This window comes from Pseudomonas sp. TWP3-1 (assembly GCF_049896625.1).
In the GTDB taxonomy this organism is placed as follows: Bacteria; Pseudomonadota; Gammaproteobacteria; order Pseudomonadales; family Pseudomonadaceae; genus Aquipseudomonas.
The window spans coordinates 101,621-124,354 of the sequence record NZ_JAFCUQ010000002.1 but is presented as its reverse complement, the minus strand read 5'-3'; the positions used below and the strand labels follow the sequence as shown (position 1 = coordinate 124,354).

Genomic DNA, 22,734 nt, shown 5'->3' with positions numbered 1-22,734 from the left:
GATGAGGTTTTAACAATGGCTGAACGTCTGAATAACGACTTCCAGTTCATCGACGTCGGGCGCAAAGATCCGAAGAAGAAACTGTTGCGTCAACGCAAGAAAGAGTTCGTGGAAATCTACGAACCGTTCAAACCCCAGCACTCGGCCGATCAGGCCCACCGCTGCCTGGGTTGCGGCAACCCGTATTGCGAATGGAAGTGCCCGGTGCACAACTTCATTCCCAACTGGCTGAAGCTGGTGGCCGAGGGCAACATTCTCCAGGCCGCCGAGCTGTCGCACCAGACCAACACCTTGCCGGAGGTCTGCGGCCGGGTGTGCCCACAGGATCGTCTGTGCGAGGGTGCCTGCACGCTCAACGACGGTTTTGGCGCGGTGACCATCGGTTCGGTCGAGAAGTACATCACCGACACCGCGTTTGCCATGGGCTGGCGCCCGGACATGTCCAAGGTCAAACCGACCGGCAAACGTGTCGCGATCATCGGCGCAGGCCCGGCGGGCCTTGGTTGCGCCGACGTGTTGGTGCGCGGCGGCGTGACCCCGGTGGTGTTCGACAAGAACCCGGAAATCGGCGGTCTGCTGACCTTCGGCATTCCCGAGTTCAAGCTGGAAAAGAGCGTGCTGAGCAATCGTCGCGAAGTCTTTACCGGCATGGGCATCGAGTTCCGCCTCAACACCGAGGTCGGCAAGGACGTGACCATGGAGCAACTGCTCGCCGAATACGATGCGGTGTTCATGGGCATGGGCACTTACACCTACATGAAGGGCGGCTTTGCCGGTGAGGATCTGCCGGGCGTGCACGACGCGCTGGATTTCCTGATTGCCAACGTCAACCGCAACCTGGGCTTTGAAAAGTCGCCGGAAGATTTCGTCGACATGAAAGGCAAAAAGGTCGTGGTACTCGGCGGCGGCGACACGGCCATGGACTGCAACCGCACCTCGATCCGCCAGGGCGCCAAGTCGGTGACCTGCGCCTATCGTCGTGACGAAGCGAACATGCCCGGCTCGCGCAAAGAGGTGAAGAACGCCAAGGAAGAAGGCGTGAAATTCCTCTATAACCGCCAGCCAATCGCCATCGTCGGCGAAGACCGCGTTGAAGGCGTGAAGGTGGTCGAGACCCGTCTCGGCGAACCGGATGCCCGTGGCCGTCGCAGCCCCGAGCCGATCCCGGGTTCCGAAGAGATCATCCCGGCTGACGCCGTGGTCATCGCTTTCGGTTTCCGTCCAAGCCCGGCGCCGTGGTTTGAGCAGTTCGAGATCCAGACCGACAGCCAGGGCCGCGTTGTTGCGCCTGAGCAAGCTCAATACAAGCACCAGACCAGCAACCCGAAAATCTTTGCTGGTGGCGACATGGTGCGCGGGTCTGACCTGGTGGTGACGGCGATCTTCGAAGGGCGCAATGCGGCTGAAGGGATCCTCGATTACCTCGGGGTCTAACTGACTGCATCGCAGTACCTGTGGGAGCTGGCTTGCCAGCGATAGCATCACCTCGGTTTATCTGGACACACCGAGGTGTCTGCATCGCTGGCAAGCCAGCTCCCACAGTGTTTTGTGGTGTTACAAAGTCGGTGTTCCAGCGCAATAAATTGACCCGATAGACAAAAGGCTGACCTGCAACCGTGCCTTTTGCGTCGCGCTCTGAGAAAATGCCCGCACTTTTTTTGCGGATGCCGACATGACTGCCCTCAAGAACGACCGTTTCCTTCGTGCCCTGCTCAAGCAACCCGTTGACGTCACCCCCGTGTGGATGATGCGTCAGGCCGGTCGCTACCTGCCGGAATACCGCGCCAGCCGCGCCAAGGCCGGTGACTTCATGAGCCTGTGCATGAACCCGGAGTTCGCCTGCGAAGTCACCATGCAACCGCTCGACCGCTATCCACAGCTGGATGCGGCGATCCTGTTTTCCGACATCCTGACCATCCCCGATGCCATGGGCCAGGGCCTGTACTTCGAGACCGGTGAAGGCCCGCGCTTCAAGAAAGTCGTCAGCACGATGGCCGACATCGAAGCCCTGCCGATTCCTGATCCGCACAAAGACCTCGGCTACGTGATGGACGCGGTCAGCACTATCCGCCGTGAGCTGAATGGTCGTGTGCCGCTGATCGGCTTCTCCGGCAGCCCGTGGACTCTGGCGACGTACATGGTTGAAGGCGGCTCGTCGAAAGACTTCCGCAAGACCAAAGCCATGCTCTACGACAACCCGCAAGCCATGCACCTGCTGTTGGATAAACTCGCGCAGTCGGTCACCAGCTACCTCAACGGCCAGATCATGGCCGGCGCGCAAGCGGTGCAGATTTTCGATACCTGGGGCGGCAATCTGTCGGCGGCGGCGTATCAGGAATTCTCGCTGGCCTACATGAAGAAAATCGTCAGCGGCCTGATCCGCGAGCACGAAGGGCGCAAGGTCCCGGTGATCCTGTTCACCAAGAACGGCGGCCTGTGGCTGGAAAGCATCGCCGACGCTGGCGCCGACGCACTCGGCCTGGACTGGACCTGCGACATCGGCAACGCCCGCGCCCGCGTCGGTGACAAAGTTGCGCTGCAAGGCAACATGGACCCGACCGTGCTCTACGCCAAACCGGAAGCCATTCGCACCGAAGTCGGGCGCATCCTCGCCAGCTACGGCAAAGGCAGCGGCCACGTATTCAACCTCGGCCACGGCATCACGCCGGAAGTTGATCCGGAACATGCCGGTGCGTTCCTGCGCGCGGTGCATGATCTGTCGGGGCAGTATCACGAGTGATCTGCGCCCAGCTCTAATGGTACAAAACAAAAACGCCCGGCTAGATGCCGGGCGTTTTTGTTTCAGGCGTTGACGCCACCCAATGGCGGCAACTTCGCCAGCTTCAACGCGACCCACAGCGCAACCAACAACAGCGCGCCAATAAACAGCCCGATCCCGTTCCACCCGCCGATGTGCCAGAACACTCCGCCCGCCGTCCCGGCGATACTCGACCCCGCGTAATAACTGAACAGGTACAACGACGACGCTTGGCCCTTGGCCTTGGTCGCGCGGCGGCCGATCCAACTGCTGGCAACCGAGTGCGCAGCGAAGAAGCCGAAAGTGAAGATCAGCATGCCGATGATCACCAGCGGCAGCGCGGTGAACATGGTCAGCGCAAGACCGGCGAACATCAGCGCGATGGTTGCCCACAGCACTTTGCGGCGCCCCAGTTGGTCGGCCAGCGAACCAATCTTCGCCGAGCTGTAGATCCCGGATAGATACACCACCGACAGCAGGCCAACGTACGCCTGATCGAGGTTGTATGGCCCGGCCAGCAGGCGATAGCCGATGTAGTTGAACAGGGTGACGAATGCGCCCATCAGCACGAAGGCTTCAAGAAACAGCAGCGGCAGACCGGCGTCGCGAAAGTGCATGGTGAAGCCGTCGAGCAGGCTGCGCGGGTGCAGTGAGCGCGAGCGGAAATTGCGCGACTCGGGGAGGATTTTCCAGAACACCGCCGCGGCGATCAGCGCCAGGCCGCCGATCACCAGCATTGCGGTGTGCCAGCTTACGAAGTCGATCAATACCCCGGTGATCAATCGGCCACTCATCCCGCCAATCGCGTTGCCACCAATGTACAAACCCATCGCCAGACCGATGTGCTGCGGGTGAATTTCTTCGCTCAGATAAGTCATCGCGACTGCCGCCAGCCCGCTCAGCGACAAGCCGATCAGCGCACGCATCAGCAGCACGCCCTCCCAGCTCGGCATCACCGAACTGGCGATGGTGCACAGCGCCGCCGCGAACAACGCCGCGACCATCACCGGTTTGCGTCCGACCCGATCCGAAATCGGTCCGGTGATCAGCAGACCGATAGCGAGCATTCCGGTCGCCACCGACAGAATCAGACTGCTCTGCGCCGCATTGATCGAATATTCGTGAGACAGCAGCGGCATCATCGGCTGCACGCAGTACAGCAACGCAAAAGTCGCGAAGCCGCCACAGAACAGCGCCAGCACCGTGCGCATGAACGCAGGTGTGCCTTTTTCGATGTAGATTTCTTGCAGTTCGGCGAGCACATCGTCGGCTGCGGCGGGCGGGACTTCGTGGGCGAGAGGGGCGACAGCAGTTTTCACTTCAGACCTCGGAGGGCGCGGCCGGTCAGGCAATGAAAAAATCATATAGCTGGCTAATGTTTCTATCCAATATATTGTTCGACCTGTTTGATAGCTTTAACGACCTAATGGGATTTGCATGGAATTACGTCATCTGCGCTACTTCATCGCCGTCGCCGAAGAACTGCACTTCGGCCGCGCCGCTCAGGTGCTGGGCATCTCCCAACCACCGCTGAGCCAGCAGATTCAGGCGCTGGAACAAGAGGTCGGCGCGCGGCTGTTCGAACGTACCAATCGTCGGGTCGAGCTGAGCGAGGCCGGGAGATTGTTCCTGCAAGAGGCGCGGCTGGTGCTGGCGCAGGTCGACAAAGCGGCGGATGTGGCGCGACGCGCGCAGTTAGGCGAAATCGGCGAACTGAAAATCGGCTTCACCTCGTCGGCGCCGTTCAACTCGACCATTCCTCAGGCGATTTTCTCGTTTCGCCAGCGCTTTCCGGCAGTGCACCTGAACCTGCGGGAAATGAGCAGCACCCAGGTCGCCGAAGCGCTGGTGGATGAATCAATCGAAGTGGGCATCATGCGGCCGCTGGGTTTGCCGGATTCGCTGAGCGTGGTCGAATTGATGCGCGAGCCTTTGGTCGCCGTGCTGAGCTCCAAACATCCGTTGGCCACCGGCAGTGAAGAAGGTCTATTTCTCTCGGCATTGGCCCTCGAACCTTTCGTATTTTTCCCACGCAGTTACGGCAGCGGTTTGTACGCGCAACTGTTAAGCCTGGCGCGTGATGCCGGGTTCAGCCCGCACTTTGCGCAGGAGGCCGGCGAAGCGATGACCATCATTGGCCTGGTGGCAGCGGGGTTGGGCGTCTCGGTGCTGCCGGCGTCTTATCAGCGGATGCGCATCGACGGCGTGGTCTATCGGCCGCTGCTTGACCCCGAAGCGATCTCGGCAGTGTGGCTGGTGCAGCGCAAGGATCAGAAATCACCGATGGCCAAGGCGTTTGTCGACCTCCTCACGCGCAAGGTCGAACAAACCTGACGGCTTCGCCGTCAATCGCTGGCAAGCCAGCTCCCACAGTTTTCGCTGTTGTTCACATTTTTTGTGTACATCCAAAATCCTGTGGGAGCTGGCTTGCCAGCGATGACGTCAGCTCAATCACCACATATTTCAGGGCAGCCGCACCAAATCCCCTTTCAACGCCACCCGCGTCACAAAGATCCCCGCCCGACACTCGTACGTATTTAAATCCTTGCGCACACGCTGGTCGTAATAACTGACGATATTGGTCACCGCATTCGCCCCGACACGCTTCGCATCCGCCTGCAACTTGATCAGATTCGACTGCAACACCCACTCGCACGAAGCGTGATCGCTTTTGTTGAAGCCGTTGGTCTTCAGATCACTGACCACGCCGCGCTGCATCAACCGCTGAGTCCCCTGCGGCCCGTTCCCCGCCAGATAAAACTTCACACTCCCATCCAGCCGCCCGGCGCGCAGGGCATCCGATACCACCGTTTCGAATGGCATGTACATCAGATTGGTCGCATGGCTGGCGCTGGGTAGCACGCTGAACAGGACGGCGGCGATCAGTGCTTTCACTTGCATGGTCATCTCCTTGACGGTGAAAGAGAGCCGCGAATGCTCGCTCGCGGTTCATGCAGGCGCTACGCGATGGCCTGCTTGAGCGAGTGTAGATGGAGAATAAAAAAGGGCGCCGAAAGGCGCCCTTTGTCGTTTCTGACGCTTACTGAACCTGCGCCAGATCACCCTTCAACGCAACACCTGCCATGATTGCCCCTGCATGGCATTCATAGTTCTTCGCATCCTTGCGCTCGTTGCTCTTGTAGAAGCTGACGATGTTGGTCACGGCGTTGGCGCCGGCGCTTTTCGCGGCCTGGTGCAGGCTGATGATTGCCGATTGGGCGACCCATTCGCAGGCGACTTGATCGGACTTGTTGAAGGCGTTGGTTTTCTTGTTGGTCACGGCGCCCGGGCTGAGGACGGTGACTTTGCCGGCCGGGGTGTTGCCGGCCAGATAGAACTTCACGCTGCCATCGATTTTGCCGCTGCGCGTGGCTTCGGCGACGGCTTTGTCCAGCGGCAGGTAGACGGCAGTGTCACGCGCCTGGCTGACAGCCGGCAGGGCGCAGATCAGCAGGGTGGCGGCGGTAGCGAGTTTCTTGAAGTGCATGGAGGTCTCCTTGACCCGGATTAATTCGGTTGCGGCCAGCGGCGGAAGATCAGCGAGGTGTTGACCCCGCCGAAGGCAAAATTGTTGTTCATCACGTACTCGTTGCTCATCTGGCGGAACTCGCCGCGCAGGTAGTCGAGCTTGCCGCAGTGCGGATCGACCTCGTCGAGATTGAACGTGTGCACGTACAAGTCACGGTTGAGCATTTCGATGCTGAACCACGACTCCAGCGCACCACAGGCACCCAGGGTGTGGCCGAGGAAACTCTTCTGCGAGCTGATCGGCATGCGTTCGCCAAACAGACTGCTGGTGGCCAGTGTTTCGGCAATGTCGCCCTGTTCTGTCGCGGTGCCGTGGCCGTTAACATAACCGATGGCATCCGGCGTCAGGCCGGCGTCTTCCAGCGCCAGTTCCATCGCACGGCGCATGGTGGTCTGTTCCGGGCGGGTGGTGTGCTGGCCGTCGGCGTTGCTGCCGAAACCGACCAGCTCAGCGTGAATGTGCGCGCCGCGCGCGAGGGCGTGTTCCAGCTCCTCAAGCACCAGCATGCCGCCGCCTTCACCGATCACCAGGCCGTCGCGATCTTTGTCATACGGACGCGGGCTGGTTTGCGGGGCATCGTTTTTCAGGCTGGTGGCGTATAGCGCATCGAACACCATGGCCTCGGTCGGGCACAGCTCTTCAGCACCGCCGGCAAGCATCAGCGGCAAGCGGCCGAACTTGATCGCCTCGTAGGCATAGCCGATGCCCTGGCTGCCGCTGGTGCAGGCGCTGGACGTCGGGATCAACCGGCCGGTGAGGCCGAAGAAGATGCTGATGTTCGCTGCTGTGGTGTGCGGCATCATTCGTACGTAGGAGTTGGCGTTGAGACCTTCGGCTACCGAATTGAGCAGCATGTTGCCGAACGCCTTGATCTCGTCGGTGCTGCCGGTGGACGAGCCACAGGCCACGCCCATGCGTCCGTCCTTGATCGACGGATCGCCGAGCAGCCCAGCGTCGGCGAGTGCCTGTTCGGCGGCGCCGACCGCCAGACGCGAGACACGGCCCATGCTGCGCAGTTGTTTACGCGTCCAGTGCGACGGCACCACGAAATCATCGATCGGCCCGGCCAGACGTGTGTTGAGTTCAGTAAACCGATCCCATTCGTCCATCCGGCGAATGCCGCTGCGGTTGGCCGCGAAGTTGCCGGCGATGGTCTCCCAGTTGCTGCCCAGAGAAGTGATGCCGGCCATGCCGGTGACGACGACGCGCTTCATCAGCACAGGCCTCCGTTGACTGCCAGCACTTGGCGGGTGATGTACGAGGCTTCCGCCGACATCAGGAAATTCACCGCACCGGCTACCTCCTCAGGCGTACCCATGCGTTGTGCGGGGATCATTTTCATCAGTTCTTCCACCGGCACGTTTTCGTCGAGCATCGCTGTGTCGATCAAACCCGGAGCGACGCAGTTGACGGTAATTTTGCGCTTGGCCAGTTCAATCGCCAAGGCTTTCGCAGCGCCGATAACGCCAGCCTTCGAAGCGCTGTAGTTAACCTGGCCACGGTTGCCGATCAGCCCCGACACCGAGGTGATGCAGACGATGCGTCCGGCGGCGCGACGGCGAATCATCGGCATCATCACCGGGTGCAGGACGTTGTAGAAACCATCGAGATTGGTGCGCAGCACCACGTCCCAGTCATCGTCGCTCAGGGCCGGAAACGCGCCGTCGCGGGTCAGGCCGGCGTTGAGCACCACGCCGTAATAGGCACCGTGAGTTTCGACATCGGCCTCGAGAATGGCTTTGCAGCTTTCGCGGTCGGCGACGTCGAATTGCAGCACGCGGGCGTTGCGGCCCAGCGCTTGAATTTCCGCCTGCACCGCTTGCGCCTCGGCCATGCCGCTGCGGCAATGCACGACGATGTCATGTCCGGCCTGTGCCAGACGCAGGGCAATGGCGCGGCCGATGCCACGGCTGGAGCCGGTGACCAGGATTGATTCAGTCATCGTTCGACTCCTTTTTCTGTTCTAGATAATTCGCCGCGTGTGGCGGGCGGAACACGTTGAGCCGGGCGCTGGCCTCAATGCCGGGCGCGTTGATGTGGCATTCGAAAACGCCCATGCCGTTGTCGTCTTCCAGCGAGCGCATGCCGTGGATGGTCAGCTCACTGCCAGCGGGAAACGCCGCGACATTGCATTCAAATTTGCGCGTGCCGAGCAGAAAGCCCAGCTCCACCGCATTGCCTTTGCGTCGCGCATGACAACCGGCAAACGCGGCGACGCTTTGCGCCATCAGCTCGACGCCGACCCATGCCGGCAAGCTGCCGTCGGGCAGGTTGAACAGGCCGTCGGATTTGACCGTGAGACGGGTGTGGATCTGCTCATCGTCGAAGCAGAGAATCTTGTCGATCAGGATCATGTCGCCGGCGTGCGGCAGCAGTTCGGCGAGCGGCCAGTCAGTCATGGGGCGTCTCCGATAATCAGGCTGACGTTATTGCCACCGAAAGCGAACGAATTGCTCATCAGGTAGCGGGGTGCAATGGACGACAGGCGTTCGCTTGCAGTCACCCACTTCAGGGCCGGCAGCGCGGGATCCTGCTGCGCGTCCCAGACGTGCGGCGGCAAGGCGTGATCGGGATTGTCGGCACTCAGGCTCAGCCAGCAGAACGCCGCCTCCAGCGCACCGGCAGCGCCAAGGGTGTGGCCGGTCAGCGGTTTGGTTGACGAACAGGCCACGCCCTCCGGGAACAGCGCGGCCACGGCCAGGCTTTCCATCGAGTCGTTGTGTTGGGTCGCGGTGCCGTGCAGGTTCAGATAGTCGATTTGCGTTGCTTGCAGATGCGCTCGACTCAGGGCCTTTTGCATCGCTTGTCGGGCGCCACGACCGCTCGGTTCCGGCGCGGAAATATGGTGCGCATCGGAGCTGGCGCCAGCACCGAGCAGCGCGATGGCCGGTCCGTCGCCGCGCTGTCTGCTCATCACGAACAACACCGCCGCTTCGCCGATATTGATGCCATTGCGGTTGGCCGAGAACGGATTGCAGCGTTGCTCGGATACTGCTTCCAGCGCCGAGAAACCGTTCAGCGTCAGCTTGCACAGACTGTCGACGCCGCCGCACAACACCGCGTCGCACAGGCCCAGATCGAGCAAGCGCTGGGCGCTCATCAAGGCGCGCGCACTGGAAGTGCAAGCGGTGGAAATCACATAGGCCGGGCCGCTCAGTTGCAGCCAGTCGGCGAGGAAATTTGCCGGGGCGCCGAGTTCCTGTTGCCGGTAGTCGTAGTCGGCCGGGAACTGCTGGTCGCGAATGTAGTGCGCCAGACCACGGCTGGCCTCGTCGATGCCCGACGTGCTGGTGCCGAGCACAACGCCGATGCGCTCGCGGCCGTAGGTGTGGATCACCTGGTCGATGTCGTCGCGGATCTGCAACGCCGCTTCCAGCAACAGCTGATTGTTGCGGCTGCGCTGGGCCGACAGCTCTGGCGGAATCGGAGCGAGGTCGCCATGCACGGCGGCCACCGGCAACTCGCGCTCCGGCACCCAGCCGGATTCGAGGCGCATGCCTGAGCAATCGCCAGCGAACAATTTTTGCGCCACGGATTGCTTGTCGCGACCGAGGGCGCAGATCACGCCGAGGGCATTCAGGTAAGCGGTCATGGCGTCGATTCACCGAGTGGCGACACGCGATAGTGCGGGCCTTGGGGCAGATTCAATTCGAAGCTCAACGGTTGTGAGTAGCGGATATCCCAGCGCGCTGGCAGGGAGCGTTGCCCGGCCTGTTGGTGCGCTGCCGGATAGTTGCGCGTCAGCTCACCGGATGGCGTCAGCGCGAACAGCAGCGCAGCGAACAGCTCTCGGGCTTCCGGATTTGGCGGCAACAGACCATCGGCCTGCCAGTGTCCATCGATCAGTTGCTGACGCGCCTGAGGAATGCCCAACGGGTCCATCATCGACCAGCGGATGCCCGGGCCTTCGCGCTGGATCACCAGCAGCCAGTCCTGACGCTGCTCGGCCAACGTGCGCTCGATATGCAATTGCAGCGGCAACGGCAGATCCGGATTACCCGCCGGCAGCGGCGCCTGACTGGCGCACGCACTGAGCAACATTACAACGCCAACCACAAACAGCCGCCACACCTTGGACACTGTGGGAGCTGGCTTGCCAGCGATAGCGTCGGCACACCCAACATTGAATTCAACTGACCCACCGCAATCGCTGGCAAGCCAGCTCCCACAGGGTTCAGTGTGCATAGATCGACTGCGGTACATCAGATCTCACCCGCAAGCGGCTTGCGCGCCACGACGTTAACCAACGTCTCTTCCCGCTGCCCAAACGGCTTCGGCTTGCGCAACCCGAAACGCTCCAGCAAGCCAAAATCCTTCGAACGGCTCCACCACAGATACGGGTACGAAACGTTCTGCTCGCTGAACTCGAATCCCTGCTGGCGAATCATCCCCAGATACTGCGCCGCACTTTTCTGCACGTGCATCGGATGGCGGAACAGCCAGCGAATCACCCACGTATCAATGTAGGCCTCGGTGGACTCGGCGAACAGCAGATAACCGCCCGGTTTGAGTACCCGATAAAACTCCGCCAGTGCTTTTTCCTGCTCGACCAGATGATGGAAAGTCTGGTGACAGAACAGCAGATCAACACTGGCGGCCGCCACATTCAGGGTCGCGCAATCGCTGCCGATCAATTCGACATCCAGACCTTGGCGCGCAGCTTCTTCACCACTCATTTGCAGGCTGTGCGGATCGGCATCCACACCGATCAAATGCTGCGGGGCGAAAGTCTGGCGCAGGTGGCCGAACGACTTGCCCTGACCGCAACCCGCATCCAGCAGCACCGGATTGACCGGCGGCGCCTCGCTGAACAAACCACGCAAATCATCAATCGCGACGCGCAAAACATGATGCTGCCAGGTGTGACTGCGCAGGAACCACAAGCCGAAACGGGTCTCTTCGACGTAGCTGTCGCTCAAGTAGCTCATGTGTAGTCCTTTGCACAGAGTTCGGAGATGGTCTTCAGTCGACGGCGCGCTTCGCTGACGTACGGGTTGCGTTCGTCCCAGGCGTAACCGGCGAGAATCGAGCAGATCATGCGGCGGATTTCCGGCGCAGCTTGCTCATGGAAAATCACGTCCTGAAAAGTCCCGGCGTACCAGCCTTCGACGTAGCAGCGGAAGGTATCGACGCCACGTTTCAGCGGCGCGGCGAACTCGCTGTGCCAGTCGACGGTTTCACCTTGCAGCTGACGATTCAAGACGCTGGCGGCCATGCTCGCCGAGCGCATCGCGATGGTCACGCCGGAAGAGAACACCGGATCAAGGAACTCCGCCGCGTTGCCTAGCAGCGCAAAACCCGGGCCGTGCAGGGTTTTGACGTTGGCGGCGTAACCACCGAGGGTGCGCGCTGGGGTGTCCCATACGGCGTTTTCCAGAACCTTGGCCAGACTTGGGGTTTCTGCGATAAAACCGCGCAGGCAGGCGTCCAGATCTTGATCGCGTCCATTGAAATGTTCTGCGGCGGCGACTACACCAATCGAGCAGCGGCCATTGCTGAACGGGATCGACCAGAACCAGATGTCGCGATGCTCGGGATGCGTGGTGATGAGGATTTTTTCGCGGTCGAAAATCGCCGGATCGATATGATCTTCGACGTGGGTGAACACCGCCTGGCGCACCGGGAAGTCCGACGGCGCTTCCAGATCGAGCAAGCGCGACAGCACACGTCCGTAGCCGCTGGCGTCCAGCACGAAATCGGCTTCGACCAGGTATTCGCTGCCGTCCTCGCGCTGCACATTCAATTGCGGTTTCGGCCGTTGGAAATCGACGCTGACGATGGTCTCGCCGTAGCGGATTTCCACGCCCTGCAACGCAGCCTGATCGGCCAGCAACTTGTCGAAGTCGGCGCGCTGCACCTGAAAGGTTGTCGGCTTGCCGTCGCTGAAAGTGTCGCCGAAATCGAACGCGCTGTAGCGCTCGCCCCAGGCAAACGCCGCACCGTTCTTGCGCTGGAAACCGGCGGCGTTCACTGCCTCAAGCATGCCGGCTTCTTCGACGAAATCCAGGCAATGGCTGAGCAGGCTTTCGCCGATGGAAAACCTTGGGAAGTGCTGGCGCTCGATTACCAGCACATCGTGGCCCCTGCGCTTGAGCAACGCGGCCGCGATGGCGCCGGACGGGCCGGCACCGATGATCACAACCTGACGGGATTCCATTTCAACGGTTGACACGAGAGCTCCTGGCCGTAACGGCGCTGATGTTCAGGGGGGCACGATGCAGGCCGATCACGGCCGGCAGCAGCGTTGCGATCAGACCCATCAGCATCAGCGCGAAGTACAGCGCCGGACTGATCAGTTGCTGCTGCAACAAAAGATTGAGAAAAACGATTTCGCTCAGGCCACGAATGTTCAGCAGCACGCTTTCGCGCCAGCGGCTGGCGCCTTCGAATGAGGCACCGGCCCAGCCGAGGCCAAGCCAGTTGCCGAGTACTTTGCCAGCAATCGGCAGCAGCAACAGCGCCGCCCATTGCCCGGCGCCGAGGCTGGCGAGGGCGCTGTGCACGTCGATCTGCACGATGCCGAAGGTCAGGATCAGCGGGATCGCGATCCACGTCTGCAAACGGTTCATCCAGCGCGCCGGCAGCGGCAGCACCAGCGGCACTTTCAGCGCGGCCATGCACAGCAGATAACCGATGCCGAAAATCAGCGCGTTGAGCTTGAAGTGTTCGGCGACCACCAGCAGCGCGAAGAAACCGATGCTGTAAACCAGCGGCTGACGCACGCGCAGCGCATACAGAATCAGCGGCACGCAGGCCATCGCCAGCGGTAGCAGCAAACTGCTCAAATGCAGACTGCCCTGAGCCAGACCGAACAGCGTCCAGCAGGTCAGATCAATCAGGATTGCAGTCTGCACCAGGCGCCGGGTGGCAGCGGGCGGGTAGTCGATGTGGCGCAAGTACAGATAGAGCACTGGAATCGCGGTAATGGCGAACACCAGACCAATCGCCAACGAATTGATCCACGGTTGCGCCGGCAGCAGCCAGTACGCCGTGGCCAGCCCGCAGGCGAACGGCACGGCGAAACTCGGGATGGCGATTTTCACGCTCTGGCGATCCAGATCCAGGTCGATCACGTCGCTGAGGATGTGCCCGAGCAGTAGCGCGAAGCTCAGGCTGTAGAGATTTTTCAGCCACGTCGGGCTGATCAATTCGGCGCCGCTGAGTTGCCAGCCCGGTTCGATCCAGAAGTACATCAGCAGCGGCAAACCGAAACTCGCCAGCAGCAATTGGCTGACAATCGGGATCAGCCCGAAGTGCCGACCGACGCGGGTCGCGACAAAGAACAACGCCAGGGCCAGCAGCCAGAACACGACAATCATCATGCTGCCGGCTCCGCATGGCGTCCGGCCCACGGTGCGAGCATGAAGCTGAATGCTAGCCCGAGGCTCACTGACAGCCCGAAGTTACTCACCGCAGGCGTGCTCGAAACCGCCAGCAGACCGAACGACAGCCACGTGGTGACCGCCGCGAGCAGGGTGCCAAGCAGGCTGACCGCCGCGCCGCCGACCTGCTCGCGCATGAGGATTGCGTAATCGACGCTGATCGCCGTCACTAGCAGCAAGCCGAACAGGCTGAATAGCGTCAACGGCTGACCCAGCCAGCCGAGGCTGGCCAGACTGCATAACGCTGCCAGCAACGGCAGGGCAACAATTCGTGCTGCGCCGCCGAGGCCGAACGGCAGCATCAGCACCAGCACGATCAGCACGCAGGAGGCGAGTTTCAGTTCGGCGGCGCTGATCTGGGTTTCGGCGAAGACCTTGTTCAGATCACCGAGGCGATCCACCAGCATCACGCCGGGCAAGTCCAGCGCCTGCACTCGCAGCAGCGCCGGATTGTTCAGGCCTTGCAGGCTGACCATGGCCGCCACGCCATCGTCGGTCGGGCCGAGCCACAGGGTTCGGTACGGTTCGCCGAGTGGGCCGGCCAGTGCGGCGTCGATGTCTTCCAGCGGCAGGTTCTGCAACTGTTGCAACTCGGTTTGCAGCGCCGCGAGTGGCACGCCGAGGTCAAGCAGCGGCTGCCAGAACTGCGGCAATTTGTTCAGCGCATCGCGCACCTGTTGCTGCTGACTCGGCGGACTCACCAGTTGATTGAGCGCCAGATAACCTTGCAGCTTGTCGAGATTGACCAGTTGATCGAGGCGTTCGCTCAGCGCTGCCTGGCGCTCCAGCAACTCTTGCTGATTGGCCGCACGCACGAGGAAGAACTGGCTGGTCGGCTGATAACCGGTGATGCGCGCGATTGCCTGCGCTTCATCGGTCAGCTGTTGCGGCGCTCCGACCCATTGGCGAATGTCGTTCTTGCTTTCCAGTTGCAGCAGACCGCCGATGCAGAACGCGATCAGCAATGCCAGCAACACCGGAGTCTTGACGTGTTGGAGCAGGGTTTCGCGCAGTTGGATCAAGCGTTCGGCGAAGGTCAGCGGCCATTGCGCCGGGCGCAGCTCGATGTTGTTCAGCAGCGCCGGCAACAGGCACACCGCCGACAGATAGGCACCGAGCAGACCGGCGGCAGAGAACACTGCGATCTGCGTCAGCGCCGGGAACGGCGTCCAGGCCAACGCCAGATAACCGATGGCGCTGGTGATCAGGCTCAGCGTCAGTCCGGAGAGCGTCAGGCGCAACGCCGGCCAACTGCGCCACGGCTTGAGGCTCCAGCTCTTCGACAGATAGTGCAGCGGATAATCCACCGCCACACCGATCAGGCTTGAACCGAGCACCAGCGTCATCACGTGCATATGCCCGAACAGTGCCACGCAAGCGACCATGCCGAACAGCATGCCGACCAGCACTGGCACGAATGCCAGCAGCACCCGCCAACGGCGGAATGCGAGCAACAGCAGCAACAGAATGCCCACAGTCGCACCGCCACCGACCCAGGTCATTTCCCGAGTAGCTTGCTGCTGACCATTGGCCGCATACAGCAGACCGCTGGCAGCAAGCAATTGCACGTCAGCCTTGGCGGCGTCTTCGCGGCTGTGTTGCAGCAGCGCGGCGACTTGCAGCGGCAGGTTCATGTCGAACGCATTGCCGGTGGTGCGTGCGCGCAGCAGCACCCAGCTCTTGCCGTCGGCGTCGGCGATCAACGCGCCGCTGCCAATGTCCAGTTGCACCGCGCCATGTTGCGGCTGGCTGTTCTGGATGCGTCCGGTGAGGCCCAGCCAGTCGTCCTGACTCGGTACCAGACTGAACCCGGTGAACGGATCGAACAGCGCTTGTACGCGTTGCTGAATGAACGCGTCGGGATGTTCGCTGAGCAGTTGTCGATCATCGGCCGAAAGCATCGCCAACCGGCCTTGCAGCAGTTGCGTGCGCAGGGCCGGCAGATCGGCTTGGAGGGTCCACTGCACTTTCTCGAACAGCCCGCTCGACTGCCATTGTTCGCCAAGGGTCTGAGCCATCGCCACCGCTTGCTGGCGATCGGCATGACCGACCAGCACCAGCATTTCGCGGTTGAGCGGCTCCTGCATGCGTTGTTCGGCGCGCAGTTCGAGGGCGTCCGGGTGAGTGCCGGGCACCAGCTCCATCAAGTTCGCCGACAACGGCGCGCCGTCACGCCACTGCCAGACGCCCAGCGCAGCGACTGCCAGCAGCAGGATCAAAAACAGCCAGGGCAGCCTGCGTTCACTCAGCAAAGTCATGTTGCTCCGCGTCGCTCAATGGTTGGCTGGAAGTGCTGTCCTGCATGCGCAGCAGGGTGCTGTCGCCCTGGGTTTCCAGCAGTTCGATGGTTTGCACCAGTTCGCCGCCGTCGATGTTGATCTGGTTGAACACTTGTTTGAGCAGCAGCGAACGCGGAGTCAGGGTCAGGTGCCACTTCTGCGCGTCGCCGCTCAGGGCCAGTTCGAAATCCCTTTGCAGGCCAGTGCTGTCGCCTTGCAGCACGGCGAGGAACAAACGGTTCTGCTCGGCACCGGCGCTCTTGTTCGGCAGCAGTTGCCAGCCGTTGGCGTCGCGGCGGGCGATGCCTTTGGCGCTGATGCGGTAGTCCTGTTGCAGCGGGGTTTTCAACAACCACAGCAGGCCGTGGTTTTTTGCCAGCACGAAACTGCCCTTGCTGAGCAGCGGCTGGGGCAGGGCGCGCAGGTGTTTTTCCTGTATGAACTGGCCGTGGATCACGTCCGGTTTGGCCAGTTGCGCACTCAGCTGTTGCAGGTCAAAGGCCTGCGCCAGCGACGACATGGCCAACAGCGCCACCGCCCCAAGGGACTTCAAAAACAGGTTCATCGCAGCATCCTTTCCACGGCATCGGTAAATATTTTGGGTGAAGCCAGCTGCATTTCGCGGCTGTTCATTTCGACCGCCACTTGCACCGAGCTGGCGCGGGTCAGGCGTTCGCCGGTCTGCGCGTCGGTGATCAGATAATTGATCTTCAGACGGTTTTCCCACTCCACCAGACTGGCGCGCACGTTGAGCTTCTGGCCAAACACCGCGCCGCGCACGTAGCGCAATTGCAGGTCTATCACCGGCCACGCATAACCGGAATCGACCATCTGCGTGTAGTTGTGGCCGATCTTGTCGAGCAGCGCGCAACGCGCTACTTCGAGATATTTGACGTAGTGGCCGTGCCAGACCACGTGCATGGTGTCGACGTCGAAAAACGGCACGAGGATTTCCGTGTCGGCGTGCAACACTCCGGCGCTACGCATGCAGCCTCCAGTGTTGCTCGGCGATGCGTTGCAGGCACAGGCGCAGTTCGCCTTCCAGCGCACGGTCTTCAATGACTGGCGGGAAGTCTTTGGCCAGCTCTTGGTGCATGGCGGCGAGTGACGGTGGCAGCGGCCGCGCGTCAGCATCGCGGCTGCGTAGCCACACACCTTGATTGGCTGCGAGCAAGGTGGCGGCGGCGACCTGTTCGGTCAGCTCCAGCACGCGGATCGCATCACGTGCGGCGATGGTGCCCATGCTCACCTTGTCCTGGTTGTGGCATTCGGTGGAGCGCGAGAACACGCTGGCGGGCATGGTGTTTTTCAACGCTTCGGCGGTCCAGGCGCTGGTGCCGATCTGCACCGCTTTGAAGCCATGGTTGAGCATTGCGCGCTCGGCGCTGGCGCCTGAAAGATTGCTCGGCAAACCGTGGTTGTAGCGTTCATCCACCAGCAATGCGAGCTGACGGTCGAGCAGGTCGGCGACGTTGGCCACCAGATTTTTCAGGCTGTCCATGGCGAACGCGATATGCCCGCCGTAGAAGTGCCCGCCGTGCAATATGCGCTCGGCTTCGGCGTCGATGATCGGGTTGTCGTTGGCGCTATTGAGTTCGATCTCGATGAATGAACGCAGCCAGTTCAGGCTGTCGGCCAATACCCCGAGTACGTGCGGGGCGCAGCGCAGCGAGTAGCGATCCTGCAAGCGGTGCAGCGGCGCGGTCGGGGCGTCGATGGCCAGATCCTTGCGCAGCCACGCGGCCACTTGCATCTGCCCCGGATGCGGCTTGGCAGCGAACAGACGCTCGTCGAAGTGCTCCGGATTACCTTGCAGCGCCACCACGTTCAGCGCGGTGATGCGCGTGGCCAGTTGCAGCAGGTAATCGGCGCGGGCGAAGGCCAGGCAGGCGAGGCCAGTCATCACTGCGGTGCCGTTCATCAGGGCCAGTGCTTCTTTCGGACGCAATACCAGAGGTGTCCAGCCGAGTTCGCGCTGCACGTCAGCGGACTGTCGACGCTCGCCGCGGAACATCACTTCGCGCTCGCCGGACAAGGTCGCGGCGACATAGGACAGCGGCGTCAGATCGCCGCTGGCGCCGACCGAGCCTTCTTCCGGGATCAGCGGCAGGATGTCCTGTTCGAGAAAGGCATGCAGTCGCTCCAGCAGCTCAACTCGCACCCCGGACACGCCGTGGCACAGCGACTGCAAACGCGCCGCGAGGACTGCGCGAGTGGCTTGGGCGTCGAGCAGTTTGCCCAGCCCGCAGCCGTGAAAGGTATAGAGGTGACGCGGCAGTGCCTCGACGTGGTGCAGCGGCACCGCAACCACGCAGGAATCGCCGTAACCGGTGGTCACGCCGTAAATCACGCCTTCCTTGTCCAGCAGCGAATCGAGGAACCGCGCACCTTTGGCGATGCGCTCACGGTAATCGGCGTCGTTCTGCAACTGCACGGGCGCCTGACGGTTGGCCAGGGCCAGCACGTCTTCGATGCGCAAAGGGCGTTCGCCGAAGGTTACCGGCTCATGGTTTGGCGTGGTCATCGGTCTTCCAGAAAGGGTAAAAGTTGAACCATTGCTGCGGTGCTTCGAGGCAATAGTGACTCAGGCGCTCGGCATAGCGGGTCGCCCACTGATGAATGACCTGCTCGCGGTCGCTGCGCTTCCACACAACGGCGTCGGCGAACGGTTCGAGGGTCAGGCGATAGTGGCCGTCGGGCTGCTTGAGGCACATCAGCAGATTGACCGGGCATTTGAGCAGCCCGGCGAGCAGCCACGGGCCTTGCGGGAACGGCGCCGGATGGCCGAGAAAGTCCACCGTCACACTGCGCCCGCCGTGCAGCGGCACACGGTCGCCGGCAATCGCCAGCCACTCGCCGCGCTCCAGGCGTTCGTGCAGCTGGAGCATGATTACCGGATCGAGTTCGCTGACCTGAATCAGGCGCAGATTGGTCGCCCCGGCCTCGCCCAGCAGGCGATTGAATTGCTCGGCGTGCTTGGTGTGCACCAGCACGTTCATCGTGACCTTTTCACCGAGTTCCGCCAGCGCCCGGCACACTTCGAGATTGCCCAGATGCGCGCCAACCAACAGTTGCCCGCGACTGCCGCGCAACTGTGTACGCAGCAGCGCCGGATCAATGATTTCGATTTGTTCGATCTTCAGTTTGCCGTTCCACACATCGAGCTTGTCGAGCATCGAATCGGCAAACGCCATGAACTGGCGAAACACCCGCCAATGGCTCGGCTGCAAATCACTGCGCGCGTTGAAGTCGGCGAGGCGCTGCTGATACTGCCAGGCACTGCGCCGCGCGGTGCGTCCGAACAGGAAAAAGTACAGGACGATGCCGTACAGCAGGGGACTGAGCAGGCGGCGCCCGAGGAGTTTGGCGGCGAGCGCGGTAAATTTCATCAGCAGGAAACTGCCGCGCTCTTCGCGGTCGGCCCAGTGCTTTTTATCAGTCTCGACGCTCATGTACGCCACCGTCGCCAAAGGATCAGCGGCAAGCGCAGCAACATGCCGAAGAACAGGCGGGTGTGCATGCTCGAGATCAGTACGTTGTCGTGGAACATCCGGAAGTGCGACACGCCATCCAGCGGGTAATGCACGCTGGTTTGCAGCCAGCGCATCGGCTGATTGCGCCACGCCAGACGCACGAGAATGTCGGAGTCGAAATCCATGCGCTTGCCGATCCGCGCCGAGTCGATCAAGGCCAGGGTCGGTGGCAGCGGATACACGCGAAAGCCGCACATCGAGTCGCGTATCTGCAGCGACAGGGTATTGATCCACACCATCACATGCGTCAGATAGCGCGCGTATAAACGGCCCTTGGGCACGCTGGCGTCGTACAGCGGATAACCGCAGATCAGCGCTTGGGGATGAGCGCGGGATTCATCGAGGAAGCGCGCGACGTCGTGCAAGTCGTGCTGACCGTCGGCATCCACCTGCAAGACATGGCTGAAACCCAGTCGCGCCGCTTCGCGCAGGCCAGTCATCACCGCGCCGCCCTTGCCTTGATTGACCGTGAGGCGCACCAGATAAACCTGCTCGCGTTCGGCCAGCGTATCCAGCACCCGCGCGCACGACCGTGTACTCGCGTCGTCCACCAGAATGCACGGCAGACCTTGTGCGAGCAGCGCATCAACCACCATGGTGATTGCAGTTTCGTGGTTGTAGACCGGAATAACAGCGCACGGGTTATGCATGGAATACACCCCCCCTGTGGCGAGGGAGCTTGCTCCCGCTCGAGTGCGAAGCGCTCGCCCTGGATATCGCGCCGGACGACTTTGGGGCTGCTGCGCAACCCAGCGGGAGCAAGCTCCCTCGCCACAGGTTACTCATCAGTTGTCTCCAGCAATATGCGGCCGCTGGAGCAGGTGGCGGTGTCGTTGCGGTAGGTGAAATACAGTTTGCCGCGTGCCGGATCGAAGCGCAGATGCAACTGGATTTCATCGCCGGGGCGTACCAGTTGCTGGAATTTCAGCACTTCCATACCGGCAAACGCGCCGGACAGGTTGAGCAACTGTCGACCAAGATTCAGCGCCCATTCGACCTGCACCACGCCCGGCAGCACCGGGGCTTTGGGGAAATGGCCGCTGAAGTACGCCAGATCTGGCGGAACGCTGAGTTGCAGGTTCCATTCACCATCAGTTTCACTTTGCTCAAGCACTTGCGCCGCTTTAGGTCGCGGCGCCAGCAACAGTGCCTCGACCTCGGACTGCGGCAGTTTGCCCTGAGTGTTCAGCGGCATCTGGCGCAGCAAACGCCAGCGGCGGGGCAGGGCCAGAGCTTCGCAGTGCTGACTCAAGTGGCGGCGCAGGGCTTCGGTCAGGCTGCGGCGGCCGTGCTCGCGCAGGGCAAACAGGCCGGACTCGCTGAGCACCAGCAACGCCCCGAGGGATGCGCGGTTTTCCTGGACCACGCCAAGGCGCGCTTCGGCGACCCAGTCGTGGGCGACCAAGGCGTGTTCGAGCATCGGCAGGGAGATGCGTTTTTCTTCGAGTTTGACGATCCGGTCGAGGCGACCGAGCAGTTCGAAACGACCATCGTGCGCAATGCGTGCAGCATCGGCGGTGTGTTCGATGTGCCCGGCAGGCAGATACGGCGAGGCGATCAGCAGTGCACCGTCGTCGTCCTGAGTGAGCTTGACGTCGGCAAATGGCTGCCAGAGTTGTGCGCCCTGACGCCAGGCGATTCCGCCGGTTTCCGAGCTGCCGAGGATTTCCGTCGGCCACTGGCCCAGACGCTGATGCAGGCTTTGCGCGGCATCCGCCGGCAGCGCGCCGCCGGAGGAAAACACCCGACGCACACTGCTCAAGGCTGGCCAGTCGAGGTTGTCGCCCATGCGCTTGAGCAACGCCGGGCTGGCGACCCAGGCGAAGGCCGGGTATTCGCGGCTGGCGCGTTGCAGGTCTTCGGGGAATGCCAGTTGCTTGCGCACGAACGGGCGCCCGGCGCACAGCGGCCACAGCACGCGGAACAGCAAACCGTAAATATGTTGAGTGGCGACGCTGCCGATGATGCAGGCTTGGCCAAGCTCGGCGCCCCACAGTTGTTCCAGGGCTTCAACTTCATTGGCCAGTTGGCGCAGGGTCTTGTCGATGCGCTTCGGCTCGCCGCTCGAGCCGGAGGTGCACAGGCTGAGTTGGCAGTGGTCGAGATCCAGCTCAGCACCAGCCAATGGTGGCTGCTGAAAATCGCTCAGATGCGCGTCACCGGCCTGATCGGTCAGCCACAGATCGACTTCACCCGACCAGCGCTGGCGCGTTTGCGCTTGCAGGTCGGAAGGCAGCAACACGCTGACACCCGCGCGCCAGGCTCCGAGCAAGGCGACGGCCAGATCGACAGCATCTTCCAGATGCAGTGCCAGACGCCGTACGCCTTGAGCTTGCAGACCAGCGGCCAGACTCAGGGCCTGTTCGCGCAGTTGTGCATGGTCAAGTGCCGGCGCGTCGGTGACCGCGCGCGACGGCAGTGCCTTGAGCAACAGCAGCTCAAGTTTTATCCAGTTCATGGGTGACCTCTTACCCGTTGTCGTATCAGCCATTCAATGGCAAACATCAGGCCGATCAATCCGTAGGAGATCAGGCCTGTGTACAACATCCACCAGTTCAGCGGTGCCCATAGCGTGAGCAGGGCGGCGCACAAACCGTTGCAGAAGAAAAAAATGCTCCAGGCCACGGTGACCTTGCGGCAGTAGCGCACTGCGATAGCTGGCAACTGCGGTTCACGCAGACGCGCCATGCGCTCGACCATCGGCGGGCCGTATTTCAGGCTCAGGCTGAACAGCGCCAACATGAAAGCGCTGATCAGCACCGGGTACCAACGCAGCAACAGCGGGTTGTCGAACAGCGCCAGCAGTACGCAGAACACGATTGCTACAACGGCCATCCACAGACTGCCGGGTTTGCGCTCGCCGGTCAGCGCGCGGGCCAGCCACAGACTGCCGAGCAGCAACCCGAACTGCCACGGCGCGAAGTGCTCCATGCCGAAATACACCGCAAATGGGTACAGCAGCCCGGCCAATAGCAGGCCGAGGCCGATCAGTCGACTCATGCGGCCGGATGAACCAGACGGTAGACCGCCTCGACCACATCGCCGACGGTGCGCACCGATTTGAATTCCTCGGCGGCGATTTTCTTGCCGGTCTGGCGTTTGATGTGGTCGATCAGGTCGACCGCGTCGATGCTGTCGATTTCCAGATCCTGATACAGGTTGGATTCCAGGCTCACACGGGCCGGATCCAGTTCGAACAGCTCGACCAAGGCATCGCGCAGGGTGTTGAAAATATCGTCACGAGTTTGCATGG

At 61.8% G+C, this 22,734-nt stretch carries 23 protein-coding genes; 3 read left to right on the top strand and 20 right to left on the bottom strand.

The genetic code is table 11. The features are described from left to right. Nucleotides 1-15 precede the first annotated feature (15 nt). Together ACP7BN_RS03750 and hemE are read left to right on the top strand one after the other, a co-directional pair. A complete protein-coding gene (locus tag ACP7BN_RS03750) occupies nt 16-1,434 on the top strand; it encodes an FAD-dependent oxidoreductase (protein ID WP_420646905.1) in 1,419 nt (472 codons plus the stop codon). Between the two features lie 238 nt (nt 1,435-1,672). Then, on the top strand, nt 1,673-2,740 hold the full coding sequence (gene hemE / locus ACP7BN_RS03745; protein ID WP_420646906.1) for a uroporphyrinogen decarboxylase: 1,068 nt from the start codon (nt 1,673-1,675) through the stop codon (nt 2,738-2,740). Nucleotides 2,741-2,802: 62 nt separating this feature from the next. Here the strand turns inward: hemE and ACP7BN_RS03740 are convergent, their stop codons facing one another. After that, entirely contained in the window at nt 2,803-4,077 is a 1,275-nt protein-coding gene (locus ACP7BN_RS03740) for an MFS transporter (RefSeq protein ID WP_426201740.1), read from the bottom strand. Nucleotides 4,078-4,195: 118 nt separating this feature from the next. Between ACP7BN_RS03740 and ACP7BN_RS03735 the strand changes: the two genes are divergently transcribed. Continuing rightward, nucleotides 4,196-5,092 (top strand): LysR substrate-binding domain-containing protein, encoded by an 897-nt coding sequence (locus ACP7BN_RS03735; RefSeq protein WP_426201738.1) that lies wholly within the window; start codon nt 4,196-4,198, stop codon nt 5,090-5,092. Nucleotides 5,093-5,221: 129 nt separating this feature from the next. Here the strand turns inward: ACP7BN_RS03735 and ACP7BN_RS03730 are convergent, their stop codons facing one another. The 19 genes from ACP7BN_RS03730 to ACP7BN_RS03640 form a co-directional block, all read right to left on the bottom strand. Next, on the bottom strand, nt 5,222-5,659 hold the full coding sequence (locus tag ACP7BN_RS03730) for an excinuclease (RefSeq protein WP_426201736.1): 438 nt from the start codon (nt 5,657-5,659) through the stop codon (nt 5,222-5,224). Between the two features lie 139 nt (nt 5,660-5,798). Next, the gene (locus tag ACP7BN_RS03725) at nt 5,799-6,245 is read right to left on the bottom strand and encodes an excinuclease (protein WP_420646910.1); all 447 of its coding nucleotides are present in this window, start codon (nt 6,243-6,245) and stop codon (nt 5,799-5,801) included. 20 nt (nt 6,246-6,265) lie between these two features. After that, entirely contained in the window at nt 6,266-7,501 is a 1,236-nt protein-coding gene (locus tag ACP7BN_RS03720) for a beta-ketoacyl-ACP synthase (protein WP_426201733.1), read from the bottom strand. Beyond that, on the bottom strand, nt 7,501-8,229 hold the full coding sequence (gene fabG, locus ACP7BN_RS03715; RefSeq protein ID WP_426201731.1) for a 3-oxoacyl-ACP reductase FabG: 729 nt from the start codon (nt 8,227-8,229) through the stop codon (nt 7,501-7,503). Before fabG ends, ACP7BN_RS03720 begins: the two co-directional genes overlap by 1 nt. After that, the gene (locus ACP7BN_RS03710; RefSeq protein ID WP_426201729.1) at nt 8,222-8,686 is read right to left on the bottom strand and encodes a hotdog family protein; all 465 of its coding nucleotides are present in this window, start codon (nt 8,684-8,686) and stop codon (nt 8,222-8,224) included. The genes fabG and ACP7BN_RS03710 overlap by 8 nt, the downstream gene beginning before the upstream one ends. Continuing rightward, a complete protein-coding gene (locus ACP7BN_RS03705) occupies nt 8,683-9,879 on the bottom strand; it encodes a beta-ketoacyl-[acyl-carrier-protein] synthase family protein (RefSeq protein WP_426201727.1) in 1,197 nt (398 codons plus the stop codon). Before ACP7BN_RS03705 ends, ACP7BN_RS03710 begins: the two co-directional genes overlap by 4 nt. Further along, a complete protein-coding gene (locus tag ACP7BN_RS03700) occupies nt 9,876-10,328 on the bottom strand; it encodes a hypothetical protein (protein ID WP_426202198.1) in 453 nt (150 codons plus the stop codon). Before ACP7BN_RS03700 ends, ACP7BN_RS03705 begins: the two co-directional genes overlap by 4 nt. Nucleotides 10,329-10,489: 161 nt before the next feature. Beyond that, nucleotides 10,490-11,215, bottom strand: coding sequence for a class I SAM-dependent methyltransferase (locus ACP7BN_RS03695; RefSeq protein ID WP_426201725.1), 726 nt, complete (start codon nt 11,213-11,215; stop codon nt 10,490-10,492). Further along, nucleotides 11,212-12,459, bottom strand: coding sequence for an NAD(P)/FAD-dependent oxidoreductase (locus ACP7BN_RS03690; RefSeq protein ID WP_420646917.1), 1,248 nt, complete (start codon nt 12,457-12,459; stop codon nt 11,212-11,214). The genes ACP7BN_RS03695 and ACP7BN_RS03690 overlap by 4 nt, the downstream gene beginning before the upstream one ends. Continuing rightward, the gene (locus ACP7BN_RS03685) at nt 12,446-13,609 is read right to left on the bottom strand and encodes a sodium:proton antiporter (protein WP_426201723.1); all 1,164 of its coding nucleotides are present in this window, start codon (nt 13,607-13,609) and stop codon (nt 12,446-12,448) included. The genes ACP7BN_RS03690 and ACP7BN_RS03685 overlap by 14 nt, the downstream gene beginning before the upstream one ends. Further along, on the bottom strand, nt 13,606-15,927 hold the full coding sequence (locus tag ACP7BN_RS03680) for an MMPL family transporter (protein WP_426201722.1): 2,322 nt from the start codon (nt 15,925-15,927) through the stop codon (nt 13,606-13,608). Before ACP7BN_RS03680 ends, ACP7BN_RS03685 begins: the two co-directional genes overlap by 4 nt. Further along, complete coding sequence (locus ACP7BN_RS03675; protein ID WP_426201720.1) at nt 15,911-16,513, bottom strand: outer membrane lipoprotein carrier protein LolA; 603 nt, start codon at nt 16,511-16,513, stop codon at nt 15,911-15,913. The genes ACP7BN_RS03680 and ACP7BN_RS03675 overlap by 17 nt, the downstream gene beginning before the upstream one ends. Next, on the bottom strand, nt 16,510-16,935 hold the full coding sequence (locus tag ACP7BN_RS03670) for an acyl-CoA thioesterase (RefSeq protein ID WP_426201719.1): 426 nt from the start codon (nt 16,933-16,935) through the stop codon (nt 16,510-16,512). The genes ACP7BN_RS03675 and ACP7BN_RS03670 overlap by 4 nt, the downstream gene beginning before the upstream one ends. Continuing rightward, nucleotides 16,928-18,472 carry an HAL/PAL/TAL family ammonia-lyase gene (locus ACP7BN_RS03665; protein ID WP_426201717.1) on the bottom strand — a complete coding sequence of 515 codons (1,545 nt, stop codon included), beginning with the start codon at nt 18,470-18,472 and terminating at the stop codon, nt 16,928-16,930. The genes ACP7BN_RS03670 and ACP7BN_RS03665 overlap by 8 nt, the downstream gene beginning before the upstream one ends. Then, nucleotides 18,453-19,400, bottom strand: coding sequence for a glycosyl transferase (locus tag ACP7BN_RS03660; RefSeq protein WP_426201715.1), 948 nt, complete (start codon nt 19,398-19,400; stop codon nt 18,453-18,455). The genes ACP7BN_RS03665 and ACP7BN_RS03660 overlap by 20 nt, the downstream gene beginning before the upstream one ends. Continuing rightward, nucleotides 19,397-20,131: a glycosyltransferase family 2 protein gene (locus ACP7BN_RS03655; protein WP_426201713.1), complete on the bottom strand. Its 735-nt coding sequence runs from the start codon at nt 20,129-20,131 to the stop codon at nt 19,397-19,399. Before ACP7BN_RS03655 ends, ACP7BN_RS03660 begins: the two co-directional genes overlap by 4 nt. Nucleotides 20,132-20,259: 128 nt before the next feature. Then, a complete protein-coding gene (locus ACP7BN_RS03650; RefSeq protein WP_426201711.1) occupies nt 20,260-21,939 on the bottom strand; it encodes an AMP-binding protein in 1,680 nt (559 codons plus the stop codon). Next, nucleotides 21,936-22,481 (bottom strand): hypothetical protein, encoded by a 546-nt coding sequence (locus tag ACP7BN_RS03645; protein ID WP_420646926.1) that lies wholly within the window; start codon nt 22,479-22,481, stop codon nt 21,936-21,938. The genes ACP7BN_RS03650 and ACP7BN_RS03645 overlap by 4 nt, the downstream gene beginning before the upstream one ends. Then, on the bottom strand, nt 22,478-22,732 hold the full coding sequence (locus ACP7BN_RS03640) for an acyl carrier protein (protein ID WP_426201708.1): 255 nt from the start codon (nt 22,730-22,732) through the stop codon (nt 22,478-22,480). The genes ACP7BN_RS03645 and ACP7BN_RS03640 overlap by 4 nt, the downstream gene beginning before the upstream one ends. Nucleotides 22,733-22,734: the final 2 nt, after the last annotated feature.

Coding starts and splice junctions, on each gene's coding strand:
- ACP7BN_RS03750 (WP_420646905.1), top strand. CDS start 16: ATGGCTGAACGTCTGAATAACGACTTCCAGTTCATCGACGTCGGGCGC.
- hemE (WP_420646906.1), top strand. CDS start 1,673: ATGACTGCCCTCAAGAACGACCGTTTCCTTCGTGCCCTGCTCAAGCAA.
- ACP7BN_RS03735 (WP_426201738.1), top strand. CDS start 4,196: ATGGAATTACGTCATCTGCGCTACTTCATCGCCGTCGCCGAAGAACTG.
- ACP7BN_RS03730 (WP_426201736.1), bottom strand. CDS start 5,659: ATGCAAGTGAAAGCACTGATCGCCGCCGTCCTGTTCAGCGTGCTACCC.
- ACP7BN_RS03725 (WP_420646910.1), bottom strand. CDS start 6,245: ATGCACTTCAAGAAACTCGCTACCGCCGCCACCCTGCTGATCTGCGCC.
- ACP7BN_RS03720 (WP_426201733.1), bottom strand. CDS start 7,501: ATGAAGCGCGTCGTCGTCACCGGCATGGCCGGCATCACTTCTCTGGGC.
- fabG (WP_426201731.1), bottom strand. CDS start 8,229: ATGACTGAATCAATCCTGGTCACCGGCTCCAGCCGTGGCATCGGCCGC.
- ACP7BN_RS03710 (WP_426201729.1), bottom strand. CDS start 8,686: ATGACTGACTGGCCGCTCGCCGAACTGCTGCCGCACGCCGGCGACATG.
- ACP7BN_RS03705 (WP_426201727.1), bottom strand. CDS start 9,879: ATGACCGCTTACCTGAATGCCCTCGGCGTGATCTGCGCCCTCGGTCGC.
- ACP7BN_RS03700 (WP_426202198.1), bottom strand. CDS start 10,328: ATGTTGCTCAGTGCGTGCGCCAGTCAGGCGCCGCTGCCGGCGGGTAAT.
- ACP7BN_RS03695 (WP_426201725.1), bottom strand. CDS start 11,215: ATGAGCTACTTGAGCGACAGCTACGTCGAAGAGACCCGTTTCGGCTTG.
- ACP7BN_RS03685 (WP_426201723.1), bottom strand. CDS start 13,609: ATGATGATTGTCGTGTTCTGGCTGCTGGCCCTGGCGTTGTTCTTTGTC.
- ACP7BN_RS03680 (WP_426201722.1), bottom strand. CDS start 15,927: ATGACTTTGCTGAGTGAACGCAGGCTGCCCTGGCTGTTTTTGATCCTG.
- ACP7BN_RS03675 (WP_426201720.1), bottom strand. CDS start 16,513: ATGAACCTGTTTTTGAAGTCCCTTGGGGCGGTGGCGCTGTTGGCCATG.
- ACP7BN_RS03670 (WP_426201719.1), bottom strand. CDS start 16,935: ATGCGTAGCGCCGGAGTGTTGCACGCCGACACGGAAATCCTCGTGCCG.
- ACP7BN_RS03665 (WP_426201717.1), bottom strand. CDS start 18,472: ATGACCACGCCAAACCATGAGCCGGTAACCTTCGGCGAACGCCCTTTG.
- ACP7BN_RS03660 (WP_426201715.1), bottom strand. CDS start 19,400: ATGAGCGTCGAGACTGATAAAAAGCACTGGGCCGACCGCGAAGAGCGC.
- ACP7BN_RS03655 (WP_426201713.1), bottom strand. CDS start 20,131: ATGCATAACCCGTGCGCTGTTATTCCGGTCTACAACCACGAAACTGCA.
- ACP7BN_RS03650 (WP_426201711.1), bottom strand. CDS start 21,939: ATGAACTGGATAAAACTTGAGCTGCTGTTGCTCAAGGCACTGCCGTCG.
- ACP7BN_RS03645 (WP_420646926.1), bottom strand. CDS start 22,481: ATGAGTCGACTGATCGGCCTCGGCCTGCTATTGGCCGGGCTGCTGTAC.
- ACP7BN_RS03640 (WP_426201708.1), bottom strand. CDS start 22,732: ATGCAAACTCGTGACGATATTTTCAACACCCTGCGCGATGCCTTGGTC.